The following is a 22437-nucleotide window of genomic DNA, read 5'->3' as shown; positions in this document are numbered from 1 at the left end:
GATGGTCTGTCGCAAGTCATCTTTGGTTCCGCGCGCCCCTCAGTCCTTCATGCTCTGCTCGCGCAGCGCGTCGGCGAGCAGGTTCAGCCCCAGCACGAGGCTCATGATCGCGAGCGCTGGCGGAAGGGCAGGGTGAATATAAAGCCGAAGCAGCTTGCGCCCCTCGTTGATGGTGGAGCCCCAGTCCGCGCTTTCCGGGCTGACGCCGAGCCCGAAGAAGCCGAGCGTCCCGAGAAGGATCGTGGTGTAGCCGATGCGCAGGCAGGCATCGACGATCAGAGGTCCGCGCGCGTTCGGTAGGATCTCCCACAGCATGATGTACCACGGCCGTTCGCCCCGGGTCTGCGCCGCCGCGACATAGTCCCGCGTCTTGATGTCGAGCGTCAGCCCGCGCACGATCCGGAAGACCGTGGGCGAGGTGATGAAGACGACGGCGAGGAAGATGTTGAGCGTGTTCGGCTCCATCGTGATCAGACCGGTCGGATCCCAGAGGCCGATCAACCCGACATAGATAAAGCCGCCGATCACGAGGACCGGCAGGACGGTATAGAGCAGGACCCCGGGCCGCTCCCGAAACCGGCTCCAGAACAGGGTCAGCAGGAACAGCACCGGAAAGATGAAGAGGACCGCCGCCATGGCGCCGGGTATCAACGTCTGCCGGATCTCCGGCGTCACAAGCAGGTAGAAGAGCAGGATGACCGGGAAGGCCAGCACCAGATTGGCCACGAAGCTGAGCGCGGTGTCGAGCCAGCCGCCATGATAGCCCGCCGGCAGCCCCAACATGATCCCGACCATATAGGCGAACAGCGTCGCCAGCGGTGCGATCGCCATCACGGTCCGGCTGCCATAGACCATGCGCGAGAAGACGCAGCGGCCGAGACTGTCGCCACCGAAGAGATAGGGCAGGCCGATATCCGGTGCGATCGCCCCCGGTGGTTTGTTCTGTAGCGCGCGGATCTGCTCGAACGGATCGAACAGCGTGATCCAGTTCGCCATCAGCGCCGTCAGCAGCCAGAAGAGCAGCAGCGCCAAGCCGATCATGCCGATGCCGCTCTCGAAGATCCGGCCGTAGAAGCCGAGGCGCCGGCGGAAGATCATGCTGACGACCATGATCGCCGCGAGGGAGATCAGCACCGGCGCGAACCGCAGGATGACCTGCCAGACGATCTGTCCCGGCGTGAGATATGTGAGTTCCATCTAGCCACCGACCCGGATGCGCGGGTTCAGATAGACGTAACCGAGGTCGGAGATGAGCTGCGTGGTCAGCACGATCACCACGGCGACGATCGAGCAGGCGAGCAGCAGGTTGATGTCGTTGTTGCCCGCGCCTTCGATCAGCAGCCAGCCGAAGCCGCGATAATTGAACAGCGTCTCGACGATCACCACCCCGGTCAGTAACCAGGGAAACTGCAGCATGATGACGGTGAAAGGCGCGATCAGCGCGTTCCGCAACGCATGCCGCGCGACGATGGTATGGAACGACAGGCCCTTGAGCCGCGCGGTGCGGATATATTGCTGGGTCATCACCTCGGCCATCGAGGCGCGCGTCATGCGGGCGATGTAGCCCATGCCGTAGATCGCGATGGTGAGGACGGGCAGGGTGAAATTGTAGAAGGTCGGTCCGGTCTCCGCCGCCGAGGTCGCCGAGCCGGAAAACCATTGCAGCCCGACCATCTTGCTGGCGAAGATCACCGTCAGCACCACGCCCGACACATATTCCGGCGTCGAGGTTCCGGCGATGGCGATGGTCGACAGCGCGCGGTCGGTTTTCGAGCCTTCCCGCATGCCCGCGAGCACCCCGATCAGCAGGGCGCCGGGTACCATGACCACCATGACCCAGAACATCAGGATGCCGGTCAGCGCCAGCCGCGGCAACAGCACCTCGGCCACCGGCGCGCGGAACCGGGTCGAATTGCCGAAATCGCCACGCACCGCGCCGCCCAGCCACTCGCCGTAGCGTACCACCCAGGGCCGTTTATAGCCGTTCTGCTCAAGCCAGACCTCGACCTGCTGGTCGGACGCCTTGGCGCTGCTCTGCTCCTTGGCAAGCTTCACGAGGTTCGGCTTGAGGTTCACCAGGCTGAAGACGATCGCCGTCAGGCAAAGACCGGTCAGCAACATCGTCCAGAGGCGTTTCAGAAAGAATAACAGCATTTTGGCAACCTTGGCTGATCCGGCGCGCGAATTTGCGCGCCGGATGGGGCAGGTGCGTCAGGCCGAGAGCCAGGTCTTCTCGAGATGGATTTCGAACACCGGATGCATGGAGAGGCCGTGCACGTTCGGCGTCATGTGCCGGAAGGTCTTGCGCCAGTAGGCCTGGATCAGAACGCCCGAGTCCTGCAGGATTTTCTCCATCTCGGCCATCAGCGGTCGCCGGTCGTCCGGGTTCGACAATGCCAGCGACTTGTCGAGCAGCTCGTCGAACTTCGGATCGGAAAACGCGGTCTCGTTCCACGGCGCGCCAGTGCGATAGCCCAGCATGTAGGTCTGCACGCCCAGCGGTCGATGGTTCCATTCGGTGGATGAGAATGGGTAGGTCAACCAGTTGTTCCAGAAGGTACTTCCCGGAATGACCGTTCGCTTCACCTTCATTCCCGCATCGCGCATCTGCGCTGCGACCGCGTCAGTGGTGTTGCGGTTGATATCGTCGTCGAGCGAGATCAGCTCGATCTCGGTCTCGGCGTGCCCCGCCTCGGTCAGCAGCGCCAGGGCCTTCTCGGGGTCGCGGGAGATCGGAGGCAGCTCGGCATATTCCGGATGCATCGGCCCCACGTGGTGGTTCTCTGCGACCAGCCCCAGCCCCTGATAGCCGAGATCGAGCACCACCGAATTGTCCACCGCGAGTTGCACCGCGTTGCGCACTTCCTTCACGTCGAACGGCGCGCTCTTGGTGTTCATCCGCACGCAGACGGTATTCGCGGTAACAGCCTCGGACCTCACCAGATCCAGCCCGTCGAGGATTTCGACATAGCTCGGTGGCGTCTCGTAGCTGGTGTTGATCTCGCCCGACTCATAGCCGGCGATCTCGGCCGACGGGTCGGTGCCGTAGTCGATATATTCAATGCCGTCGAGCAGCACCGGGCCATCGACGTCGTCGCCCCACCAACCCTTGTCGTCCGTGCGTCGGCTGAGCACCGCCTTGACCCCGACATCGATGCTATCGAGCGTCCAGGGACCGGTTCCGACAGGGTTCTTCGACAGATCGGCGCCGGTCTCGTCGAAGCTTCGGTGCACGATCAGGGCAGGGTAGTCGGAGAACCCGGCGATGATCGAAATGTCCGACTTCGACGGACGCAGTCTGACGGTCTTCTCATCGACCTTTTCCACCGCGCCGTCGATCAGGCCGAACAGCTCGCGCGTCTGCTCCTCCTGAACCACGGTGCCGTCGTCCTTGGTAACGTCGCCGGTGAACTTCTCCTCGCCCTTCTTCTCGATCAGGCTTGAAATGCGGTCGGCCATCGAGTTGCCGGCGACTTCCTTTTGCGCCCAGCGGGCGAAGTTGAACAGCACATCGTCGGCGGTGAACGGATCGCCGTTGGTCCAGAAGGCGTTCTGGCGCAGCTTCAGCGTATATTCCGTTGCGTCGTCATTCACTTCCCAGCTTTCCAGCAGCCAGGGAACGAAGGTGAAATCGGCGGTGTAGCGCACCAGAGGCTCGATGGTGCCGCGCGCGGCATTGGCCATCTGCGACCAGCTGAAGATCCGCGGATCCTCGATCCGCATCACGGCCATCGCGATCTTGATCGTGCCGCCGGGCGTTGCGACGTCCGGCGCGACCTCCTGGGCCAGCGCCTCGGACGGCCGCGTCAGCCCGATGAGGCCATAGGCTGCGGCGCCGGTCAGCCCAAGCGCCGTCGCGGTTGCCAGGAATTCCCGCCGATCGATCTTTCCAAGCCGACAGGCTTCCGCCAGTTCGGGCACCGCGGAATGCATCGGCTTGCCATTGATCGTGTCGTTGGCCATCGTAATCCCCCTGTGCCATCGCTGGCTTGAAAGTCGGGGCCATTGCAGAACGGATTCGACCTCAGGTCAATGTTTCTCTCGGCGCGTTCACAACGGAAACCAGCCGCCAGCGACAGGGGGCGCGATCGAATTCGGGCGGATCGGATATTCGTATAATCCAGATTATGTTGTGTTCTTTGATTCTCGGAATCAAGGAGTTGGATTTGACCTGATGGCGCTTGCACCCGTGATCATCGCAGGACCGACCGCCAGCGGCAAATCGGCGCTCGCCCTGCGCGTGGCTGAGCGCGATGGTGGTGTCGTGCTCAACGCGGATGCGCTGCAGGTCTATTCCTGCTGGCGGGTTCTGTCCGCTCGGCCCGATCCCGAGGATCTGGCGCGCGCGCCGCATGCGCTCTACGGCCATGTAGCTTGTACCGAGATCTATTCGGTCGGCGCCTGGCTGCGCGACCTCGCGCCGTTGCTCGCCGATCTGGCGCGTCAGCGCCGGCGCGCCATCATCGTCGGCGGCACCGGGCTTTATCTCAGCGCGCTGACCTCCGGCCTCGCAGAGATCCCGGCGATCGCGCCAGAGGTTCGCACGCGATCCGAGGCGATCCTGCGCCACGACGGACCCGAGGCGCTGATCGCCGATCTGGCGCGGCTTGACCCGATCACGCTCGCACGGATCGATCGCGCCAATCCGATGCGGGTTCAACGCGCCTGGGAAGTCGTCACCGCCACCGGGCGCGGCATGATTGACTGGCAATCCGCCCGCGCAACGCCACTGATCGACCCGGACAGCGCCGTCCGCGTGGTTCTACAGCCAGATATATCCCGTCTTAACAATAACATAACCAACAGATTTCACAAAATGGTCGCCGGCGGCGCTCTGGAGGAATGCGCGGCGTTCCGCGACGGCGGATTCGACCTGTCACTGCCCTCGGCCCGGGCGTTGGGTGCGCGTGAACTGATGGCTTTCCTCGATGGCGCGCTGCCGCTTGATACCGCCATCGATCAGGCCGTGACCGCCACGCGCCAGTTCGCCAAGCGGCAGCGCACCTGGTTTCGCAACCGCATGGCCGACTGGACGTGGATCGACCCCGCCGATGCCGACGCGGTCGTTGAAATACCGAGTTAAATCAATACGTTACAGCGTATCAAACTGGCTTCGGTCGCGTTCGGTCCAGCGCACCGCCATTTCATAACCCATTTCGGTCTGCCGCTCCGACGTCACGAGATCATGGTCGAAGAGCCAGGCCCGCCGCCGCCCCTGGTCGAAGCCAAGCCGCAGCGTTTCGTCCCGCGCGGGCTCCGTCAGGTCGCTCTGGATCGCCGCCAACAGTTCGGGCACACCATCCCCGGTCAACGCCGAGATCACATGCGTGCGTTGCGTCCGCGCCGCGATCTGGCGCGTCGCCTCCGCCTGTTCGGGGTCGAGCGCGTCGACCTTGTTCCAGACCTCGATCAGGCGACCGAGCGCTTCCTGCCCAAGCCCGAGTTCGCCGAGGATCGCGCGCACGTTCTCGGCCTGATGCTCGCTCTCGTGATGCGAGATGTCGCGGACATGCAGGATGAGATCGGCGTCCAGAACCTCCTCCAGCGTCGCGCGGAAGGCCGCCACCAGCTGGTGTGGCAGGTCGGAGATGAAACCGACGGTGTCCGACAGGATCACCCGGCGCCCGCCGGGCAGGTCGATGGCCCGCATGGTCGGATCGAGCGTTGCGAAAAGCATATCCTTGGCCAGCACCGAAGCGCCGGTCAGGCGATTGAAAAGCGTGGATTTTCCGGCGTTGGTATAGCCGACGAGCGCGACGATCGGATAGTCGAGCCGCGCCCGCGCCGCGCGATGCTGGCCCCGCGTCCGCACCACTTTGCCGAGCGCTTGCCGAATGCGCACGATCTTCTCGTCCAGCGCCCGCCGGTCGGCCTCGATCTGGGTCTCGCCGGGGCCGCCGAGGAAGCCGACGCCGCCGCGCTGCCGCTCGAGGTGGGTCCAGCTGCGGACCAACCGCGATTTCTGGTAGCTGAGATGCGCGAGCTCGACCTGCAGCACACCTTCCCGGGTCCGGGCGCGGTCGCCGAAGATCTCGAGGATGAGGCCGGTGCGGTCGAGCACCTTGGCCTTCCAGGCCTTTTCCAGATTGCGCTGCTGCACCGGCGACAGCGGCCCGTCCACGATCACCAGACCCGCCTCACCCTCGGTGACGCGCTCTCCCAGCTCGGCGAGCTTTCCGGTGCCAAACAGCGTCGCGGCCCGCGCCTTGGGCACCGGCACGACCTCGGCGCCGACGATCTCGAGATCCAGCGCCTCGGACAGCCTCACGACCTCGGCCAGCGCGTCCGACGGATCGCGCTGGCTGCTCGCATGTCGCGAACCGTGACGAACGGGATGCAGGACCAGTGTCCGCATCCGAGCATTGAAATCAGTTATCCTCGGCCTCGTAGAGCGTGATCGGTTGCGACGGCATCACCGTCGATATCGCATGCTTGTACACCAGCTGCGACTGGCCGTCACGACGCAGCAGCACGCAAAAATTGTCGAACCAGGTGATTACGCCTTGCAGCTTCACGCCGTTCATCAGGAAGATCGTGACCGGGACCTTCGCCTTGCGAACGTTGTTGAGAAAGGCGTCCTGCAGGTTTTGCTTGTCGGCAGCCATTTTTTTCAGCCTTCAGTTGTATGACGATCGCCCTATCCGGGGATCTCTGTTGTTGTTGTGCGCCTGAGTATGTAACGGCGGAGAAGCCTTTGCCAGAGCGCGGCGCCAATTTTCCGTCAGGATGATGTTTTTGCCGCAGCGCAGCACAAATTTCAGCCTCTCCAGAAGCCCGGGTTGAAAAGCGCGACGATCACTAGGGTTTCCAAACGGCCGACGATCATCGCAGCGCACAGAATCGCCAGCGATGCGTCTCCGAGATCCTGGTATCCTGTCCCGCCGCCCAAAGTGTCGATCAAGGGTCCGGTCGTGGTCAATCCGGCGATCGCGAGGGTCAGGCTTGTCTCGAAGTTCAGGCCCGTCGCGGCCAGTCCGATCATCACCAGCGCCATGGCGATGAGAAACAGCAACAGGAAGATGAAGGCGATTCGCGCGCCGCGCGCCGTGATGATGTGGTCCCCCTGCCCTCTCCGTCCGAGGCTGCTCGGATGGACCAGAAGCTCCATCTCGCGCAGGCCCTGCCGATAGAGCGAATAGATTCGCAGCAGCTTCACCCCGCCCGCGGTGGTGGCGACGCCACCACCCATCACCGCGACGCCCATCAGGATGACGCCCGGCGAGGGCATGTTCGACCAGAGCTGCATGGTGCGCCAGTCGTTGCTGGCAAAGCCGGTCGTGGTCAGGAACGACAGGGTCGTGAACATCCCGCCCCAGATCGCCTTGGCGGAAGCCAGCAGATTGCCCTGACGGTCTATCTCGGCCGCGCCGATATAGCTGCGCAGGAACAAGAGCAGGGTCACGGCCGATACCGTGATCAGCATGAGCTCGAGTTCGGGATCGCGCGGATTCGGCATGGTCCGCCGACGCCGCTCATAGCCGAGGATATGGTGCGAGACGGCGGGCAGCAGGCAGATCGCGATGGCGAGTTCGCCGAGGAAGCCCGACTGACCGCCCGACAACCCGCCGACGGGCGAGATGCCACTGGTCGAGAGTGTGCTCATGGCATGGCAGATCGCGATGAACGGCCGGTCCCCCGCGAAGATCAGCGCCAGCGCCAGCGCGCCGGTCAGCCCGCCATAGATCGGGGCGATGACCCGGGTGAAGCGGGCGATGCGCCGACCCGCCTCCTCGACGGTGGCGCTGTGCCGGCTTTCCACCGCGCCGCCGCCCAGCCGAAGCTCAAATCCCCCGAGATTGAGTGGTGCGAGGATCGAGAAGGCCGTGACCAGAACGAGCAAACCGCCCATCCAGCCGACCAACGCACGCCAGAAATGCAGGGGCTCGGGCAGTTCGGTGTTCCGTTCGAACAGGCTCGCCCCGGTGGTGGTAAGGCAGGAGAGCATCTCGAAATAGGCACGGCCGAAGGAGAGGCCGGGCACCAGCGCCTCGACTGGCGCCGCCAGCGCCACCGGGATCAGCGCGAAGGCGAGAAGGAGCGTGACGAGGTGATAGCGCGCCACGCTGCGCGGGACCCGGTTCATGGTCGCGAGTCCGAGAATGACCGACAAGGCCAGCAGAAACAGCGCGTGGTCGGCGAAGACGCGCGCCGTCGGCCAATCCTCCAGTCGCGCCGCGTGCAGGGCCGGCGCCGCCATCAGGGCCGAGGAGATCATCAGGAGAATGATGAAACCCGGAAAGCGGCGGAGCAGGCCCATTCGGGTTCAGAAGAAGTCCAGGCCGGCCTGGAACAACCGTTCCACCTCGGCGACCGAGCCGCGCATGGCGAAGATGGTGAGCAGGTCGCCCTCGGCCAGACGCGTGTCCCCCCTTGGCACCATCACCTGATCCTTCTTGCGGATGACCCCGAACAGCGCGGCCGCTGGCAGATCGGCGTCGCGGACGAGCTTGCCCGCGATCGGCGATGTGCCGAGCACCTGTGCCTCGATCACCTCCGCGTCCGCGTCGCCGATCGAATAGACCGCGCGGATCCGGCCGTGCCGGACATAGCGCAGGATCGACGAGACCGTGGTCGAGCGCGGGTTCACATAGGCGTCGATCCCCATCGGCGCGATCAACCCGATCAGCGACGGATCATTGACCAGCGCCACGGTCAGCTTGGCGCCCTCGGTCTTGGCGCGCACGCAGGCGAGGATGTTGGTCTTGTCGTCGTCGGTCAGCGCCAGCACGGCGTCGCTCGTCGAGACGCCAGCCTCCTCCAGCAGATCGAGATCGAGCCCGTCGCCTTGCAGGACAACCGTCCGCTTCAGGCTGTCCGAGGCGAATTCCGCCCGCGCGCGGTTGCGCTCGATGATCTTCAGCCGCACCTTCCGGCCCTGGGCTTCCTCCAGGCGGCGGGCCACGTGCAGCCCGATGTTCCCGGCGCCGATGATCAGCGCCCGATCGACGCCGAGACGGGTCTTGCCAAAGACGTCCATCACCCGCGGCACGTCCTCGCTGGCCGCGATCGCATAGATCTGATCGCCGACGAACAGCTGGTCCTCCGGCTCCGGCACGAACAGGCGCTCGGCCCGCCGCACACCGACCACCACCACCCGCAACGTCGAGAAAAGTTCGCTCAGCTGGCGCAGCGAGGTGTTCAGCACCGCGCAGGCGCCATCGAGCGAGACGCCGATCAGCTGCGCCGCGCCATCGAGAAAGCTCTGGATATCGAAGGCCGAGGGCGCGGCCAGCCGCTGGGTCACGGCTTCGGCCACGGCGAACTCCGGCGAGATCACCACGTCGATCGGCAGATGACCCGTGCGGTAGAGATCGGAATAGACCGCGTCGAGGTAGGCTTGCGAGCGCAGCCGGGCAATCTTCCGCGGCACGGCGAAGATCGAATGCGCCACCTGGCAGACGACCATGTTCACTTCGTCCGACTGCGTCGCCGCGATCACCATGTCGGCGTCGCGCGCGCCCGCCTGCTCCAGGATGTCGGGATGAGAGGCGAAGCCGGTGATGCCGCCGACGTCGTAGGCGTCGGTCAGCCGGCGCACCAGCGCGGGGTCGCTATCGACCACCGTGACGCTACCGCTGCCTTCCTCGCGCGCGAGATGCCGGGCGATCTGCCCGCCAACCTGGCCCGCGCCGCAGATGATGATCTTCATGCCGTCGCCTTGAGCTCCGGCGCCGATGCCCCGTCAATCGGTCAGATTGTCAGACGTGCTCCTCGGCGTCCTCGGTCCGGCCGTTGCGGCCAGCGGAGATGACGTTCAGCGATTTGAGCTTGCGATGCAAGGCCGAGCGCTCCATTCCAACGAAGCTCGCCGTCCGCGAGATATTGCCGCCGAACCGGTTGATCTGGGCGATGAGGTACTCCCGCTCGAACATCTCGCGCGCTTCGCGCAGGGCGAGGCCGGCGAAGGCGGCGCCGAGCATTCCGCCCGCCGCCGCGCCATTCGCCTGTGTCTCGGGGATCAATTCCTCAGGCTCGATCGGCCCATGGTCCGCGCCGAGGATCAGCGCCCGTTCGAGCGCGTTGCGCAGCTGGCGGACATTGCCGGGCCAGCGCATGGTCTGCAGTTGCGCCTCGGCCTCGGCCGACAGCGGCCGCGGGGCGAGGCCCTGGCTCGCGCTGAGCTCGGCCAGGAAGTGCCGCGCGAGGTCGGGAATGTCCTCGCGCCGCGCCTCGAGCCCCGGCACCGAGACCGGCACCACGTTCAGCCGGTGGAAGAGCTCGGTGCGGAAACGCCCCGCCGCGACTTCCCGCGAGAGGTCGCGCGTGGTGGCGGAGATCACCCGCACATCGACCCGCACCGTGTCACCACCGCCGACGCGCTGGAATGCCTGGTCGACCAGCACCCTCAGGATCTTCGACTGCGTGCCCGGCGGCATGTCGGCGATCTCGTCGAAGAAGAGCACGCCGGTATGCGCCCGCTCGAGCAACCCGGGCTCGACCCCGCGGTCGGTGCCCTGACGGCCAAACAGCACTTCCTCCATCTGGTCGGCGCCGATCGAGGCCGAATTCACCGTCACGAACGGGCCCTTGGCGCGGTCGCTGTTGCGATGGATCCAGCGCGCGGCGACTTCCTTGCCCGAACCGGCCGGGCCGCTCAACATGACGCGGCTGTTGGTCCGCGCCACCTTGTCGAGCTGGCCCTTCAGCCCGCGAAACGCCGCGCTGGAGCCGATCATCGAGGTGTTCGTGGTCTCGCGGCCGCGCAGCGCCGCGTTCTCGCGCCGCAGCCGGGAGGTTTCGAGCGCCCTCGTCACAACCACCAGCAACTGGTCGATATTGAAGGGCTTTTCGATGAAGTCGTAGGCGCCCTGCTTGATCGCGGCGACCGCGATCTCGATATTGCCGTGCCCGGAGATTATCACCACCGGAATCGCGGGATTGTCGCGCCTTACGCGCTTCAGGATGTCGATCCCGTCGAGTCGGCTGTCTTTCAACCAGATATCGAGAATGATGAGATCCGGCGCCGCCGTATTGATCTCGGCGAGTGCCGCGTCGCTCTCGGCGGCCATGCGGACCCCGTGGCCTTCGTCCTGCAAGATATCGGCGATCAGGGCGCGGATGTCTCGCTCGTCATCTACCACCAGGATGTCGGTCATCACATGCTCTCTCTCAACTTGGTGCTAATCTTGCTTTTTTCGTCGCTTTCCCAGTGCCGGTCGGGCAAGGCGCGCGGCAGGACCATGTGGACCCAGGCGCCGGCGCCCATGGCGCCATCGAAGATCGGGGCCGGCTTCAGTTCCAGGGTTCCATCGTGTTCCTCCACGATCTTCTTGACGATCGGCAGGCCGAGGCCGGTGCCTTTGGCCCGGTGCGTCACGTAGGGTTCGAACAGCCGCGCCGGCTCGTCGGGCAGCCCGGCGCCATTGTCCTGGATGTCGATGGTGAGCGCTTCCTCGTCGCTGGTCAGCGCGACCCGGATCTCCTTCCGCTCGGCGTGGCGGGCCTCCGCCCGGTCGTCGATGGCCTCCGCGGCGTTCTTCAGCAGGTTCGTCAGGGCCTGATTTATCATCGTGCCATCGAGATGCGCCAAAACGGCGTGGTCGGGCAATGTCAGAACGTAGTTGATATCCGGACGAGCGGATTCCTGCAGAAGCACCGCCTCGCCCAGAAGCTTGCCCAGATCCAGGGGTTTTCGATCAGGCGCGGGCATCCGTGCAAACTTGGAAAACTCGTCGACGATGCGTCGCAAGTCATTGGTCTGGCGCACGATCACGTCGGCATACTGCTCAAGGCTCGCGCGCTGGTCCCCGACCATCGGCCCGAACTTCCGCCGCAGGCGCTCGGCCGAGAGTTGAATAGGTGTTAACGGATTCTTGACCTCGTGAGCGATGCGCCGGGCGACGTCGCCCCAGGCGGCCATGCGCTGCGCCATGACAAGGTCGGTCACGTCGTCGAAGGAAACGACATAGCCCTCGAGCGCGCCATCGCCCGCGACGCGCGCGGCGATCCGCACCAGGAGATCGCGCTCGCGGCTGTCGCGGCGCAGCCGCACCTCGGCCTGGGTGACGGGCGCCTTGCGGGTATCGAGCCGCTCCAGCAGGCCCTCGAACTCCGGGACCGCCTCGGTCAGCGGCCGGTCGATCGCCTCGGCCGGGTTCAGCCCCAGAAGGCCGGCGGCGGCGGCGTTCAGCATCTCGATCCGGCCGAGGCCGTCGAGACCGACCACACCGGCCGTGACGCCCGACAGCACGGAGTCAAACAGCCGCCGGCGCCGTTCGGTTTCCTCGTTCGCGGCGATCAGCGCGTCGCGCTGGTTCTTCACCTGCCTGGTCATCTCGTTGAAGGTCCGTCCGAGCAGCGCGATCTCGTCCTCGCCCTCCTCCTCGTGCACCCGAACGTCGAGATCGCCCTGGCCCACCCGCTCGGCCGCGCCGGCCAGTCGGCCGACGGGGCGCGCCAGCCGCTCGGCGAACCAGAGGCCCATCCACATCGCGGTCAGGATCACCGCGAGCGCGAAGCCGAGATAGATCAGCGCGAACTCGAAGACCATGCGCCCGCGGTCCGCCTCCAGCTGCTGGTAGAGGGTGACGGTCTCCTTGGTATCGTCGAGCAGGCTCAGGATCTTGCCGTCCACGTCGCGGCTGACATAGAGGAAATAGTCGGCGAAGGCGTCGAGCTTCAGCAGCGCCCGGAACTCGTTGTTCTTCCAGTCCTGGATGACGACCACCTCGCCATTCCGCGCGCGCTCGACCTCCTCCGGGGTCGGTGGGCTGTAGTCGAAGAGATAGCTGCGCTCGCCCCGCGCCCGCAACTCACGGTCGCCGTCGATGACATAGGCCTTTGGCAACGCGCGCTGCATCTGCAACTGGCCGCGGGTCAGCAGTTCGCGCAACTGTCCGCCGGACAGCAGCGGGTAGCGCGCCTTCTGATCGTCGAGGAACCGCGCCAAGGTCCTCGCATCGGTCTGCAGGGTGACGCGATGCTCGTCCTCGTATGCCTGCGCCGCGGCGAGCGAGTTCGAGACCACGTTGCGCACCCGGTCCGAGAACCAGCCTTCGAGACCGAAATTGAGCGTGATCGCGGCGAAGACCGCGACGATGATCGTGGGGATCAGCGCGATGAGGGTGAAGAACCGCACCAGCCGCAGATGCAGGTTCGAGCCCGCCGAGCCACGCCGCCGGGCGGCGATCATCTCGGCCAGCCGCCGGGCGACGAAGCCCGCGACGACGAGCGCATAGACGAAATCGGCGAGCAGGATGACGCGAAGCGGCCGGCCACCGCCAAGCCATTCCATCTCGCCCAGAACCGCGAAGGTGGCGAGTGCCAGGATCGGCGCCAGCGCCACCATCACCCAGAACGCGACGGCGTAAACCTTGCGGTTTGAACGCCAGCGCGCCAGACGGTGTCCGACGAGAGTCAGGGTGTGGGAGCGCATTCTGATGTGACGCTTTTCCGGCTCGACTGTTGCCGTCTTACATCATTCTCTTGCCACGTGTCACTCTAATGTCGAGATCCTTGATCTTTTTTCGCAAGGTGTTCCGATTGATGCCGAGCAGTTCCGCCGTGCGCACCTGATTTCCGCGCGTCGCCGAGAGGCTGAGCGCGATCAATGGCAGCTCCATTTCCTTCAGGATCCGGTCATAGAGCCCATCGGGGGGCAGGCTGTCGCCATGCAGGTCGAAATAGCGCCGCAGATGCGCCTCGATCGCATGCGCGAGCCGCTGCGGCTGCGTGCCCTGAGGACTCGCCGCCGAGCTCGGGCGGGCGGAAATCTCCTGCGCCATCACCGTGCCCGAGATCACGTCGTCGGGGCAGAGCACGCAGAGCCGCCGCATCAGATTCTCGAGCTCGCGCACATTGCCGGTCCACTCCTGCTTCTTCAGGATGTCCAGCGCCTCCTTCGAGATCGTCTTGCGCGGCAGGCCCTCGGTCTCGGCCTTGCGCAGGAAGGCCCGCGCGAGATCCGGCACGTCGTCCAGCCGTTCGCGCAGCGGCGGCAGACGGATCGGCACCACGTTCAGCCGATAGAACAGATCCTCGCGGAACCGTCCCTCGTTGATCAGGCTGCGCAGATCCTGATGCGTCGCCGCGATGATGCGCACGTCGGCGGTTTGCAGGTCTCGGCCGCCGACGCGGGTGAATTCGCCCTCCTGCAGCACGCGCAGGAGGCGGGTCTGCGCGTCGAGCGGCATGTCGCCAACCTCGTCGAGAAACAAGGTGCCGCCCTTGGCCTGTTCGAACTTGCCGGCCATCGCCCGATCCGCGCCGGTGAAGGCGCCCTTCTCGTGGCCGAAAAGCTCGCTCTCGATCAGGTCGCGCGGGATCGCGGCCATGTTGATGGCGACGAACGGCCCGTTCTTGCGCAGGCCGAAATTGTGCAGGGCCCGGGCGACCAGCTCCTTGCCCGTCCCGCTCTCGCCGTTGATCATCACCCCGAGGTCGGTGTTCATCAGCCGCGCGAGAATGCGGTAGACTTCCTGCATCGCCGGGCTGCGTCCGATCAGCGGCAGGTTGTCCTCGCGCTGCGCCGGCTCGTCCTCGACCGCCGGCAGGCGCCGCGACTTCTGGTTCAGCGCCTTCGCGACCTGACCCAGCACTTCCTTCAGGTCGAACGGTTTCGGCAGATATTCGTAGGCGCCGACCTCGGCCGCGCGGATCGCCGTCATGACCGTGTTCTGCGCGCTCATCACGATGACCGGCAGGTCCGGGCGCTTCTTGCGAATCGCCGGCAGCAGGTCGAGCGCGTCGCCGTCGGGCATCATCACGTCGGTGACGACGACGTCGCCCTCGCCCTCCTCGATCCAGCGCCAGAGCGTCGAGGCGGTGCCGGTCGCGCGGACCCGGCAGCCGGCCCGGGTCAATGCCTGGGCCAGCACCGTGCGGATGGTGCGATCATCGTCCGCGACCAGGATGGTCCCTTCCATGCCCTACTCCTCCGCGCCCGCGATTTCACGCCAGACGGGCAGTCGCACCCTGAATCGCGTCCGGCCCGGCCGGCTGTCGCATTCGACGACGCCGCCATGGTCCGAAATGAATTTCGAGACCAGTGACAGGCCGAGCCCGGTGCCGTTCACCTTGGAACTGACGAAGGGATCGAACACGTCGCGGATCAGGTTTTCCGGGATCCCCGGCCCGTTGTCGGTGATGGTGACGAGCAGCGGCAGGCTCTCGCTCTGTCGGCCCGGCCGCACCATCTTGACCCCGGGCCGGAACGCCGTGGCGATCGCGATCGCGCCCCCGACCCGCGGTATCGCCTCGGCCGCGTTCTTGATCAGATTCTGGAACACCTGAAGCAGCTGGTCGGGGTCGCCGGCGGTCGGCGGCAGCGAGGGGTCGTATTCCTCGCTGAAGCGCGCATGGGCCGCGAAGCCGGCCTGGGCCGCCCGCCGAGCCCGGTCGAGCACATCATGGATATTGAGCGGCCGCCGCTGCGCCGGTCGTAGATCGCCAAACTGCTCGACCCTGTCGACGAGCTTGCCGATCCGCGCCGCCTCGGCCTGGATGAGCTCGGTCAATTCGCGGTCGGCCTCGCCCACCTCCATCTCAAGCAGCTGCGCCGCGCCGGAGATGCCAGCCAGAGGATTGCGGATCTCGTGCGCCAGCATCGCCGCCATGCCGGTGACCGAACGGGCCGCCGAACGATGGCTCAGGCTCCGGTCCATCTTGTCCGCCATTCCCTGCGGATGCATCAGCAGCAGCAGCTCGCCATTGCTCTCGTGCAGCGGCGTCGCGTGCACGTCCTGCAACTGCGGCGGCTGTTCGGCCCAGCCGACCATCACATTGTACTGTGCCACCGAGACACCATTGCGACGCGCCTGCTTGATCACCTCCAGCACCGCGCTGTCGGAGCCGAGGAATTTCGCGATCGGCCGGCCGGACATCTGACGCAGCGACGTGGCGCCGAAGCTTTCGGTGGCGGGATTCGCCGTGAGGATATTGTCGGCCGCGTCCAGCACCAGGGCCGGATACGGGATCGCGCTCCAGAGCGTCTCGAACGCCGCCGCGATCACGCCGCCGCCTCGCGCGGCATGTCGAAGGCGCAGTCGCGCAGTTCGCGCGCGATCATGGCAACCACCGCGGCCGGATCAGTCGCCGCGACCACCCGGATGCGCAGCGCGGCGGCGCCGGGCACGCGGTCCAGATACCAGCCGAGATGCTTCCGGGCGACGCGCACGCCGATGTCGCGACCATAAAAGCTCAGCATCGCATCGTAATGCTCGAGCATCAGCTCGGCCAGAGCCGCGCCACGCGGCGCCTCCGGAACCGGCCGTCCGGCCAGCATCGCCGCCACCTGCCCCGGCAACCACGGCGCCCCCCGCGCGCCGCGCCCGATCATCACGGCGTCGGAACCGCTGAGCGCCATCGCACGCCGCGCCGTCGCCGCGTCGAGGATATCGCCGTTGGCGACCACGGGAACGCCGACCGCGCGCTTCACCGCCGCGATCGCCGACCAGTCCGCCGCGCCCTGATAGAACTGACAGCGGGTGCGCCCATGCACCGTGACCATGGCGACGCCGGCCGCCTCGGCGCGCGCCGCGATTTCCGGCGCGTTCAGGGCGTCGCTGTCCCATCCGAGCCGGGTCTTGATGGTGACTGGTACATCGACCGCGCCGACCACCGCCTCGACCAGCCGCAGTGCGAGGTCCGGGTCGCGCATCAGGGCCGATCCGGAAAGCCCGTTCGTCACCTTCTTCGCCGGACAACCGAAATTGATGTCGATGACGCGGGCGCCCTGCCCGGCGCAGATCCGCGCCGCCTCGGCCATCCAGCGCGGCTCCCGCCCGGCGAGCTGCACCGCCGTGCCCTCGGCCCCGAGGCCGAGCTCGGCCTTGGCCCGGACGCCCGGCCGCGCATTGACCATGTCGGCGCTGGCCACCATTTCCGACACGACGAGACCCGCGCCGAGGCGCCGAGCCAAGTTCCGGAACGGCAGATCAGTGATGCCGGCCATCGGTGCCAGAAAAACGGGCGAGCACGCGCCTATGCGACTCAAATTGACAATCATATGATTAAACCGTGTGCATCCCGGTCAATCATTAACAAAGCGATGCCACCAAGGCAAGCGCGCCCATGCCGGGATTGTTAAGGTCGTGGCTTCCGCCTTATATGCGGCTGTCGAATTGCCTAGGAAAGAAACATGCGCACCGCGGGTTTGATCGTGGCGGCCGGACGCGGGCACCGTCTCGGCGGCGCGATCCCGAAGCAGTATCTCGATCTCGGCGACGAAACCGTCCTTTGCCGGTCGGCGCGCGCGCTGCTCGCCCTGCCCGAGCTTGAGTCCCTCACCATCGTCATCCATCCCGACGACCGCGCGCTCTATGACGCGGCGACGGCGCGGCTCGACGACCCGCGACTGGCGCCGCCGGTCCCGGGCGCGGGCAGCCGGCGCGAATCCGTGCTGCGGGGACTCGAGGCGCTCGCGGCCGATCCGCCGGACCGCGTGCTGATCCATGACGCGGCCCGGCCCTTCGTCGCGGTCGAGACCGTGGCGGGCGTACTCGACGCGCTCGACAGAACGGCCGGCGCCTTCCCCGCCCTGCCCGTGGTGGACGCGCTCTGGCAGGGCGAGGCCGGTTCGGCGCGTAACCCGGTGCCGCGCGCCGATCTCTGGCGCGCCCAGACGCCGCAGGGCTTTCGCTTCGCCGCCATTCTCGCCGCGCATCGGGCCGAGATCGGCGACGCGCTCGACGACGTCGCCATCGCCCGCGCGGCGGGTCTCGAGGTCGCCGTGGTCCCGGGGACGGAGGCGAACTTCAAGATCACCACGCCGGAGGATCTCGTCCGGGCCAAGGCGCAGATGCGCGCCCGGCCCGCCACGGTCGATGTGCGCACCGGCAACGGCTACGATGTCCATGCCTTCGGCCCCGGCGACAGGGTGACGCTCTGCGGCGTCACCCTGCCCTTCGACCGCGGCCTCGTCGGCCATTCCGACGCGGATGTCGGCATGCATGCGCTGACCGACGCGATCTTCGGCGCGCTGGCCGAGGGCGATATCGGCCAATGGTTCCCACCCTCCGACCCGACCTGGAAGGGCGCGGCCTCGGAGATCTTCCTGCGCAAGGCGGTGGAGCGCGCCGGTGCCCGCGGCTATGCCGTCAGCCATCTCGACTGCACCCTCGTCTGCGAGGCGCCGAAGGTCGGGCCGCACGCGCCGGCGATGCGCGCCGAGCTTGCCCGCATCGCCGGCGTCGAGACCGACCGGGTCAGCGTCAAGGCCACCACTTCGGAACGACTGGGCTTCACCGGCCGCGGCGAGGGGATCGCGGCCCTCGCCACCGCGACTCTGGTGCGCGCGTGACCCGGCTGATCGCCACCTTCGGCGGCGTCGGACTGCTGCGGCCCGGCCCCGGAACCTGGGGGTCGCTCGCCGCCCTGCCGCTCGCCTACGCGCTGCATTGGCTCGGCGGCTTTCCCCTGCTCTGCCTCGCGACGCTCCTGATGTTTGGCGTCGGCTACTGGGCCACCGCCCGGGAGATCGCGGGCGCCGCCGATCAGGATCCGTCCGAGATCGTCGTCGACGAGGTCGTCGGCCAGTGGATCGCCCTTTTCCCGCTCTCCGCCGGCCTCTGGTTCGCCGGCGCCGCGCCGCATGTCTTTCCCTGGCCCGGATGGGTCGGCGGCTTCCTGATGTTCCGCCTCTTCGATATCTGGAAACCCTGGCCGGTCTCCTGGGCCGACCGGCGGCACGGGCCGATGGGCGTCATGCTGGACGATGTGCTCGCCGGCGTTCTCGCGGCGGTCTGCGTCGCCATCGCCGCCGCGATCGCCCACGGGGCACTGATGTGACCGAGGATCTCGCGACCCGGGTCCTCGCCACCGCCCGCGTCCGCGGCTGGCACATCGCCACGGCCGAGAGCTGCACCGGCGGCATGGTCGGGGCCGCCCTGACCGAGATCGCCGGATCGTCCGACGTCTTCGACCGGGGCTATGTTACCTATTCCAACGCGGCCAAGACCGAGATGATCGGCGTTCCGCCCGAACTCATCGCGCGGCACGGCGCGGTGTCCGAAGAGGTCGCCCGCGCCATGGCCGAGGGCGCGCGCGCCGCCTCCGGGGTCGAGCTCGCCATCGCCATCACAGGCGTCGCCGGCCCCGGCGCGTCCGAGGCGAAACCCGAGGGGCTGGTCTGGTTCGCCGCCGCCACCGCGGCCGGCACCGACGCCGAGCGCCACGATTTCGGTCCGCTCGGCCGCGCCCGCGTCCGGTTCGAGAGCACCCGCGCCGCACTCGCCCTCGCGCTTCGGGCGCTTCTCGCGCCGGTCTGACCGCACGTCAATGCGTCGGTTTTCGTTGTCAGGCCAGCGGGCTCCTTGCTACAGTCGCCAGTTGTAGCAATTTTCAAAGCGGGCCCAGTCGACACGCCGACCCGGAAATTGCGCAGTTCAACAGCGATGTCAGGAACCGCGAGTGCTCCATGCCATTCTGTCACTACGGTTCGTCATGCTCATTGCCTCCTTCGGGGCGGCGGTCGGCGCGACGCTGCTGTTGTGGGAAGGCATGGCCGAGGTTTTCCACGCGGCGCTCGCCCTGATGGCAGGCGAGGATCGCCCCCTGATCATCGCCTCCGTCATGCACGCGACCGACGCTTTCCTGTTCGGTATCGTACTGGTGACCTTCGCCTATGCGATCACCTTCGGCTTCGTCTTCGACCAGAGCCTGCCCGGCTGGGATCGGCTGCCGGCCTGGATGCGCATCAACAACGTAAGCGAATTGAAGAGCACGCTGGTCGAGGTCATCCTGCTCTATCTTCTCGTGGATTTCGCGACTGACCTCCCCGAGAGCCACGGCGGGTCGTGGCAGATGCTGGCCAAGCCGCTGTCCATCCTGGCCATCGCTGTCGCTTTCGGCGTTTTCGCGGCGCTCCATCCACCGTCCAGGGAAAAGTGACGCGACCCGGGCGGCGATCGACAGCCCGCGTCGCTCAGCCCTTCCCGTAGAGATCCTCCGCCCGTTTCTCGAAGGCCCGGACCACGCGGTGCATCGCCTCGGTGAAGACCAGTCCGATCAGCTTCTGCAGGATCACCGACTTGAATTCGAAATCGACGAAGAAATCCACCTCGCATGAGTCCGGCCCAAGAGGAACGAATTTCCAGTGATTTCGCAGGTACTTGAACGGACCGTCGAGATATTCGACCTCGATCTCCCGCGCCTCGGGCCGCAGCGTGACCCGGCTGCCGAACCGCTCGCGGAACACCTTGAAGGAAATCACGAGATCGATGTCCATCACCTCGCCGGTACCGTCCGGCAACGACCGCCGCGCGCGCGGCCGCGCCGCCGCGCACCAGGGCAGGAATTCCGGATATCGCGGCACGTCGGCGATCAATCCATACATCTGCTCGGCGCTGTACGGCATGACCCGCTTTTCCGCGTGGGTGGTCATGGCGCCCCCGTCATCCCTGCCTGTTCCGGTTTTTCGGAGCGCCGAGATTGACAACAGGAGACCTTCCGGCACAAGTCCAAACCAGCCCGCCATCCCGCACGCAAGGGTTCCACGCCTGATGACCGCGCGCCCCTACGTGATCGACGAGCTCATCTCGGCCAAGGCGATCGCCGCCCGGGTCGAGGCGCTGGCGCGCGAGATCACCGATTTCTACGCCGGCACCGACAAGCTGGTGGTGATCGGGCTCTTGCGCGGCTCGTTCGTCTTCATCGCCGATCTCGTGCGCGAGATCGACCTGCCGATCGAGGTCGATTTCCTCGAAGCCTCCTCCTATGGCGACGCCACCGTCTCGAGCCGCGAGGTGCGCATCCTGAAGGATCTGCGCGGCGAGATCGAAGGCCGCGACGTGCTGGTCGTCGAGGATATCATCGACACCGGAAATACTCTCGGCCATGTGCGCGAGATCCTCGGCACCCGCCACCCCGCGCGCCTCGAGATCTGCGCGCTGCTCGACAAGCCATCGCGACGCGAGCGCGCCGTCGCCGCGCGCTGGATCGGCTTCGAGATCCCTGACAAGTTCGTCGTCGGCTATGGCATCGACTACGGCCAACGCAACCGCAACCTGCCCTATATCGGGGCCGTGCGCTTCGTCGAATAGTCCGACCGGAAGGAGGCCGCCCATGACCATGCCCCAGCAACGGTACATCTTCCCGCCCGCGCCGCGTCCCGTCGTGCCGGTCGCCGGTTCCGACACGCTGTTTCCGGTCCGCCGGATCTATTGCGTCGGCCGCAACTACGCCGATCATGCGCGCGAAATGGGCCACGACCCGGACCGCGAACCGCCGTTCTTCTTCCAGAAGAATCCCGACAACCTCGTTCTGGACGGCGTGTTCGACTATCCGCCGCTGAGCGGCGACGTGCATTTCGAGGTGGAGCTCGTGGTCGCGCTGGCCGGAGGCGGGCGCGACATTCCCGTCGCCGCCGCCGAGGCGCTGATCTTCGGCTACGCCGTCGGGCTCGACATGACGCGCCGCGACCTGCAGGCCGCCGCCAAGAAGGCCGGCCGCCCCTGGGAGGCCGCGAAGGCCTTCGAGGGCTCGGCGCCCTGTGGTCCGATCGTCCCGGTCTCCGCCCTGCCCGGCCATCCCCGCGCCGGCGCCATCACGCTCCGCCAGAACGGCGATCTCCGCCAGCGCGGCGACCTCGCCGACATGATCTGGTCCGTGCCCGAGGCGATTTCCGCGCTGTCCAGCCTCTTCGAACTCGCCGCCGGCGACCTCGTCTTCACCGGCACCCCCGCCGGCGTCGGCGCCGTCGCGTCTGGCGACCTGCTCCATGCCGAAATCGCCGGCCTCGGCGACCTCGACATCGAAATCCGCTGATCCGCGGCGTCTCATCGTCGTGCGCGAAATTCCCGCGCTTTCGCCCTTGTCATCGCCGCGGGCTCCTGTGTATACCCCCGTCCCAAGGAAGCGGGCGTAGCTCAGGGGTAGAGCATAACCTTGCCAAGGTTAGGGTCGAGAGTTCGAATCTCTTCGCCCGCTCCAGAATAGACAAGCTGATGGAATAGCTTACGAGGGCCGCCGGTTGGCGGCCCTTCGTGTTTTCGGGGCTGGGGGAGTCAACGACAATTCAGTCGGTGCCTCAAAGTGTCTGGGAGATCACCGCCGCCGTCAGCACCGCCGCGGCGGCGTTCTTCGCGGCGTGGAGCGCATATGGACCTCGCGGAGCAGCGCAAAGGCCGCCAGCGCGAACCGAGGCGCGGGAAGCGGCCGCGGCGCGGAAAAACGATCTTCCTGTCGTTCTTCACGCGGCTGGACCTGATGGACCGGAGGTCAAGCCGTTGCCGGCGCGCGGCTCGACCGTGCCGAATTTCCCGCGCGCGCACGCGGGAAGGCCGATGCGCGAGGCGCTTTACAAGATCGGAGAAAATCCGTTCAATGGCCGGGCTGGGTCGCCGAAGTAGTGCATGGCGGGATTGCGCGCGCCTGCGCCTCGGCCATGCGATCCCGCGCGGGCGGGACCGTGGCCCGGGACCCCGGCCAGAGTGAGTGCCATTGTAAGGAGTATTCCGCGTGAAGGGCAGGCGAGCGTTCCTGAAATCGGTGACGGGGGCG

The 22437-nt window shown here is 66.5% G+C and carries 20 protein-coding genes and 1 tRNA gene; 8 read left to right on the top strand and 13 right to left on the bottom strand.

Features of this window, described 5'->3' with window-relative positions:
• Positions 1–39 precede the first annotated feature (39 nt).
• Genes Q0480_RS13705 through Q0480_RS13695 form a run of 3 tightly spaced genes read right to left on the bottom strand, consistent with a single transcriptional unit; the run spans position 40 to position 3963 of the window.
• Positions 40–1197 (bottom strand): ABC transporter permease, encoded by a 1158-nt coding sequence (locus tag Q0480_RS13705; protein WP_299133740.1) that lies wholly within the window; start codon positions 1195–1197, stop codon positions 40–42.
• Positions 1198–2154: an ABC transporter permease gene (locus Q0480_RS13700; protein WP_299133739.1), complete on the bottom strand. Its 957-nt coding sequence runs from the start codon at positions 2152–2154 to the stop codon at positions 1198–1200.
• 57 nt (positions 2155–2211) lie between these two features.
• Positions 2212–3963 (bottom strand): ABC transporter substrate-binding protein, encoded by a 1752-nt coding sequence (locus Q0480_RS13695; RefSeq protein ID WP_299133738.1) that lies wholly within the window; start codon positions 3961–3963, stop codon positions 2212–2214.
• Between Q0480_RS13695 and miaA the strand changes: the two genes are divergently transcribed.
• Positions 3938–5083 carry a tRNA (adenosine(37)-N6)-dimethylallyltransferase MiaA gene (gene miaA / locus Q0480_RS13690; protein WP_366940863.1) on the top strand — a complete coding sequence of 382 codons (1146 nt, stop codon included), beginning with the start codon at positions 3938–3940 and terminating at the stop codon, positions 5081–5083. The two genes, Q0480_RS13695 and miaA, sit on opposite strands and share 26 nt — an antisense overlap.
• 9 nt (positions 5084–5092) lie before the next feature.
• Here the strand turns inward: miaA and hflX are convergent, their stop codons facing one another.
• The 9 genes from hflX to dusB all read right to left on the bottom strand — a co-directional run bounded on the left by hflX (position 5093) and on the right by dusB (position 16945).
• Positions 5093–6355 (bottom strand): GTPase HflX, encoded by a 1263-nt coding sequence (hflX, locus tag Q0480_RS13685; protein WP_299133735.1) that lies wholly within the window; start codon positions 6353–6355, stop codon positions 5093–5095.
• 13 nt (positions 6356–6368) lie between these two features.
• Entirely contained in the window at positions 6369–6605 is a 237-nt protein-coding gene (hfq, locus tag Q0480_RS13680; protein ID WP_299133734.1) for an RNA chaperone Hfq, read from the bottom strand.
• 152 nt (positions 6606–6757) lie between these two features.
• Positions 6758–8257 (bottom strand): potassium transporter TrkG, encoded by a 1500-nt coding sequence (locus tag Q0480_RS13675; protein WP_299133733.1) that lies wholly within the window; start codon positions 8255–8257, stop codon positions 6758–6760.
• A gap of 6 nt (positions 8258–8263) precedes the next feature.
• A complete protein-coding gene (gene trkA / locus Q0480_RS13670) occupies positions 8264–9649 on the bottom strand; it encodes a Trk system potassium transporter TrkA (RefSeq protein WP_299133732.1) in 1386 nt (461 codons plus the stop codon).
• A gap of 49 nt (positions 9650–9698) precedes the next feature.
• Positions 9699–11096, bottom strand: a complete 1398-nt coding sequence (locus Q0480_RS13665; RefSeq protein ID WP_299133731.1) for a sigma-54 dependent transcriptional regulator — start codon at positions 11094–11096, stop codon at positions 9699–9701.
• On the bottom strand, positions 11096–13375 hold the full coding sequence (locus Q0480_RS13660; protein WP_299133730.1) for a PAS domain-containing sensor histidine kinase: 2280 nt from the start codon (positions 13373–13375) through the stop codon (positions 11096–11098). Before Q0480_RS13660 ends, Q0480_RS13665 begins: the two co-directional genes overlap by 1 nt.
• 37 nt (positions 13376–13412) lie before the next feature.
• Positions 13413–14864 (bottom strand): nitrogen regulation protein NR(I), encoded by a 1452-nt coding sequence (gene ntrC / locus Q0480_RS13655; RefSeq protein ID WP_299133729.1) that lies wholly within the window; start codon positions 14862–14864, stop codon positions 13413–13415.
• A gap of 3 nt (positions 14865–14867) precedes the next feature.
• Complete coding sequence (locus tag Q0480_RS13650) at positions 14868–15950, bottom strand: ATP-binding protein (protein ID WP_299133728.1); 1083 nt, start codon at positions 15948–15950, stop codon at positions 14868–14870.
• Positions 15947–16945, bottom strand: coding sequence for a tRNA dihydrouridine synthase DusB (dusB, locus tag Q0480_RS13645; protein ID WP_299133726.1), 999 nt, complete (start codon positions 16943–16945; stop codon positions 15947–15949). Before dusB ends, Q0480_RS13650 begins: the two co-directional genes overlap by 4 nt.
• A gap of 132 nt (positions 16946–17077) precedes the next feature.
• On the opposite strand from dusB, the gene Q0480_RS13640 reads away from it, so the two are divergent.
• The 4 genes from Q0480_RS13640 to Q0480_RS13625 all read left to right on the top strand — a co-directional run bounded on the left by Q0480_RS13640 (position 17078) and on the right by Q0480_RS13625 (position 19827).
• Positions 17078–18238: a bifunctional 2-C-methyl-D-erythritol 4-phosphate cytidylyltransferase/2-C-methyl-D-erythritol 2,4-cyclodiphosphate synthase gene (locus Q0480_RS13640; RefSeq protein ID WP_299133724.1), complete on the top strand. Its 1161-nt coding sequence runs from the start codon at positions 17078–17080 to the stop codon at positions 18236–18238.
• Positions 18235–18726: a phosphatidylglycerophosphatase A gene (locus Q0480_RS13635; RefSeq protein ID WP_299133722.1), complete on the top strand. Its 492-nt coding sequence runs from the start codon at positions 18235–18237 to the stop codon at positions 18724–18726. Before Q0480_RS13640 ends, Q0480_RS13635 begins: the two co-directional genes overlap by 4 nt.
• On the top strand, positions 18723–19205 hold the full coding sequence (locus Q0480_RS13630; RefSeq protein WP_299133721.1) for a CinA family protein: 483 nt from the start codon (positions 18723–18725) through the stop codon (positions 19203–19205). Before Q0480_RS13635 ends, Q0480_RS13630 begins: the two co-directional genes overlap by 4 nt.
• Before the next feature lie 142 nt (positions 19206–19347).
• Entirely contained in the window at positions 19348–19827 is a 480-nt protein-coding gene (locus tag Q0480_RS13625) for a YqhA family protein (RefSeq protein WP_299133720.1), read from the top strand.
• A gap of 34 nt (positions 19828–19861) precedes the next feature.
• Here the strand turns inward: Q0480_RS13625 and Q0480_RS13620 are convergent, their stop codons facing one another.
• Positions 19862–20320, bottom strand: a complete 459-nt coding sequence (locus tag Q0480_RS13620) for a type II toxin-antitoxin system RatA family toxin (protein ID WP_299133719.1) — start codon at positions 20318–20320, stop codon at positions 19862–19864.
• 118 nt (positions 20321–20438) lie between these two features.
• Here Q0480_RS13620 and hpt point away from each other — a divergent pair, with 118 nt between their 5' ends.
• From hpt to Q0480_RS13605, 3 genes are all read left to right on the top strand, one after another.
• The gene (gene hpt, locus Q0480_RS13615; RefSeq protein WP_299133717.1) at positions 20439–20978 is read left to right on the top strand and encodes a hypoxanthine phosphoribosyltransferase; all 540 of its coding nucleotides are present in this window, start codon (positions 20439–20441) and stop codon (positions 20976–20978) included.
• A gap of 28 nt (positions 20979–21006) precedes the next feature.
• Positions 21007–21702, top strand: coding sequence for a fumarylacetoacetate hydrolase family protein (locus Q0480_RS13610; RefSeq protein ID WP_299133795.1), 696 nt, complete (start codon positions 21007–21009; stop codon positions 21700–21702).
• A gap of 90 nt (positions 21703–21792) precedes the next feature.
• Positions 21793–21867: transfer RNA gene (locus Q0480_RS13605), tRNA-Gly, on the top strand.
• Positions 21868–22437: the final 570 nt, after the last annotated feature.

The sequence above is a fragment of the uncultured Amaricoccus sp. genome (assembly GCF_937891315.1).
Classification (GTDB): Bacteria; Pseudomonadota; Alphaproteobacteria; order Rhodobacterales; family Rhodobacteraceae; genus Amaricoccus.
The sequence above is the reverse complement of the archived record's forward strand: the minus strand, read 5'-3'. Positions and strand labels throughout refer to the sequence as shown.

Bases quoted from the DNA above. Each gene is read 5' to 3' on its own strand.
- Q0480_RS13705 (WP_299133740.1), bottom strand. From the start codon at position 1,197: ATGGAACTCACATATCTCACGCCGGGACAGATCGTCTGGCAGGTCATC.
- Q0480_RS13700 (WP_299133739.1), bottom strand. From the start codon at position 2,154: ATGCTGTTATTCTTTCTGAAACGCCTCTGGACGATGTTGCTGACCGGT.
- Q0480_RS13695 (WP_299133738.1), bottom strand. From the start codon at position 3,963: ATGGCCAACGACACGATCAATGGCAAGCCGATGCATTCCGCGGTGCCC.
- hflX (WP_299133735.1), bottom strand. From the start codon at position 6,355: ATGCGGACACTGGTCCTGCATCCCGTTCGTCACGGTTCGCGACATGCG.
- hfq (WP_299133734.1), bottom strand. From the start codon at position 6,605: ATGGCTGCCGACAAGCAAAACCTGCAGGACGCCTTTCTCAACAACGTT.
- Q0480_RS13675 (WP_299133733.1), bottom strand. From the start codon at position 8,257: ATGGGCCTGCTCCGCCGCTTTCCGGGTTTCATCATTCTCCTGATGATC.
- trkA (WP_299133732.1), bottom strand. From the start codon at position 9,649: ATGAAGATCATCATCTGCGGCGCGGGCCAGGTTGGCGGGCAGATCGCC.
- Q0480_RS13665 (WP_299133731.1), bottom strand. From the start codon at position 11,096: ATGACCGACATCCTGGTGGTAGATGACGAGCGAGACATCCGCGCCCTG.
- Q0480_RS13660 (WP_299133730.1), bottom strand. From the start codon at position 13,375: ATGCGCTCCCACACCCTGACTCTCGTCGGACACCGTCTGGCGCGCTGG.
- ntrC (WP_299133729.1), bottom strand. From the start codon at position 14,864: ATGGAAGGGACCATCCTGGTCGCGGACGATGATCGCACCATCCGCACG.
- dusB (WP_299133726.1), bottom strand. From the start codon at position 16,945: ATGATTGTCAATTTGAGTCGCATAGGCGCGTGCTCGCCCGTTTTTCTG.
- Q0480_RS13640 (WP_299133724.1), top strand. From the start codon at position 17,078: ATGCGCACCGCGGGTTTGATCGTGGCGGCCGGACGCGGGCACCGTCTC.
- Q0480_RS13620 (WP_299133719.1), bottom strand. From the start codon at position 20,320: ATGACCACCCACGCGGAAAAGCGGGTCATGCCGTACAGCGCCGAGCAG.
- hpt (WP_299133717.1), top strand. From the start codon at position 20,439: ATGACCGCGCGCCCCTACGTGATCGACGAGCTCATCTCGGCCAAGGCG.
- Q0480_RS13610 (WP_299133795.1), top strand. From the start codon at position 21,007: ATGCCCCAGCAACGGTACATCTTCCCGCCCGCGCCGCGTCCCGTCGTG.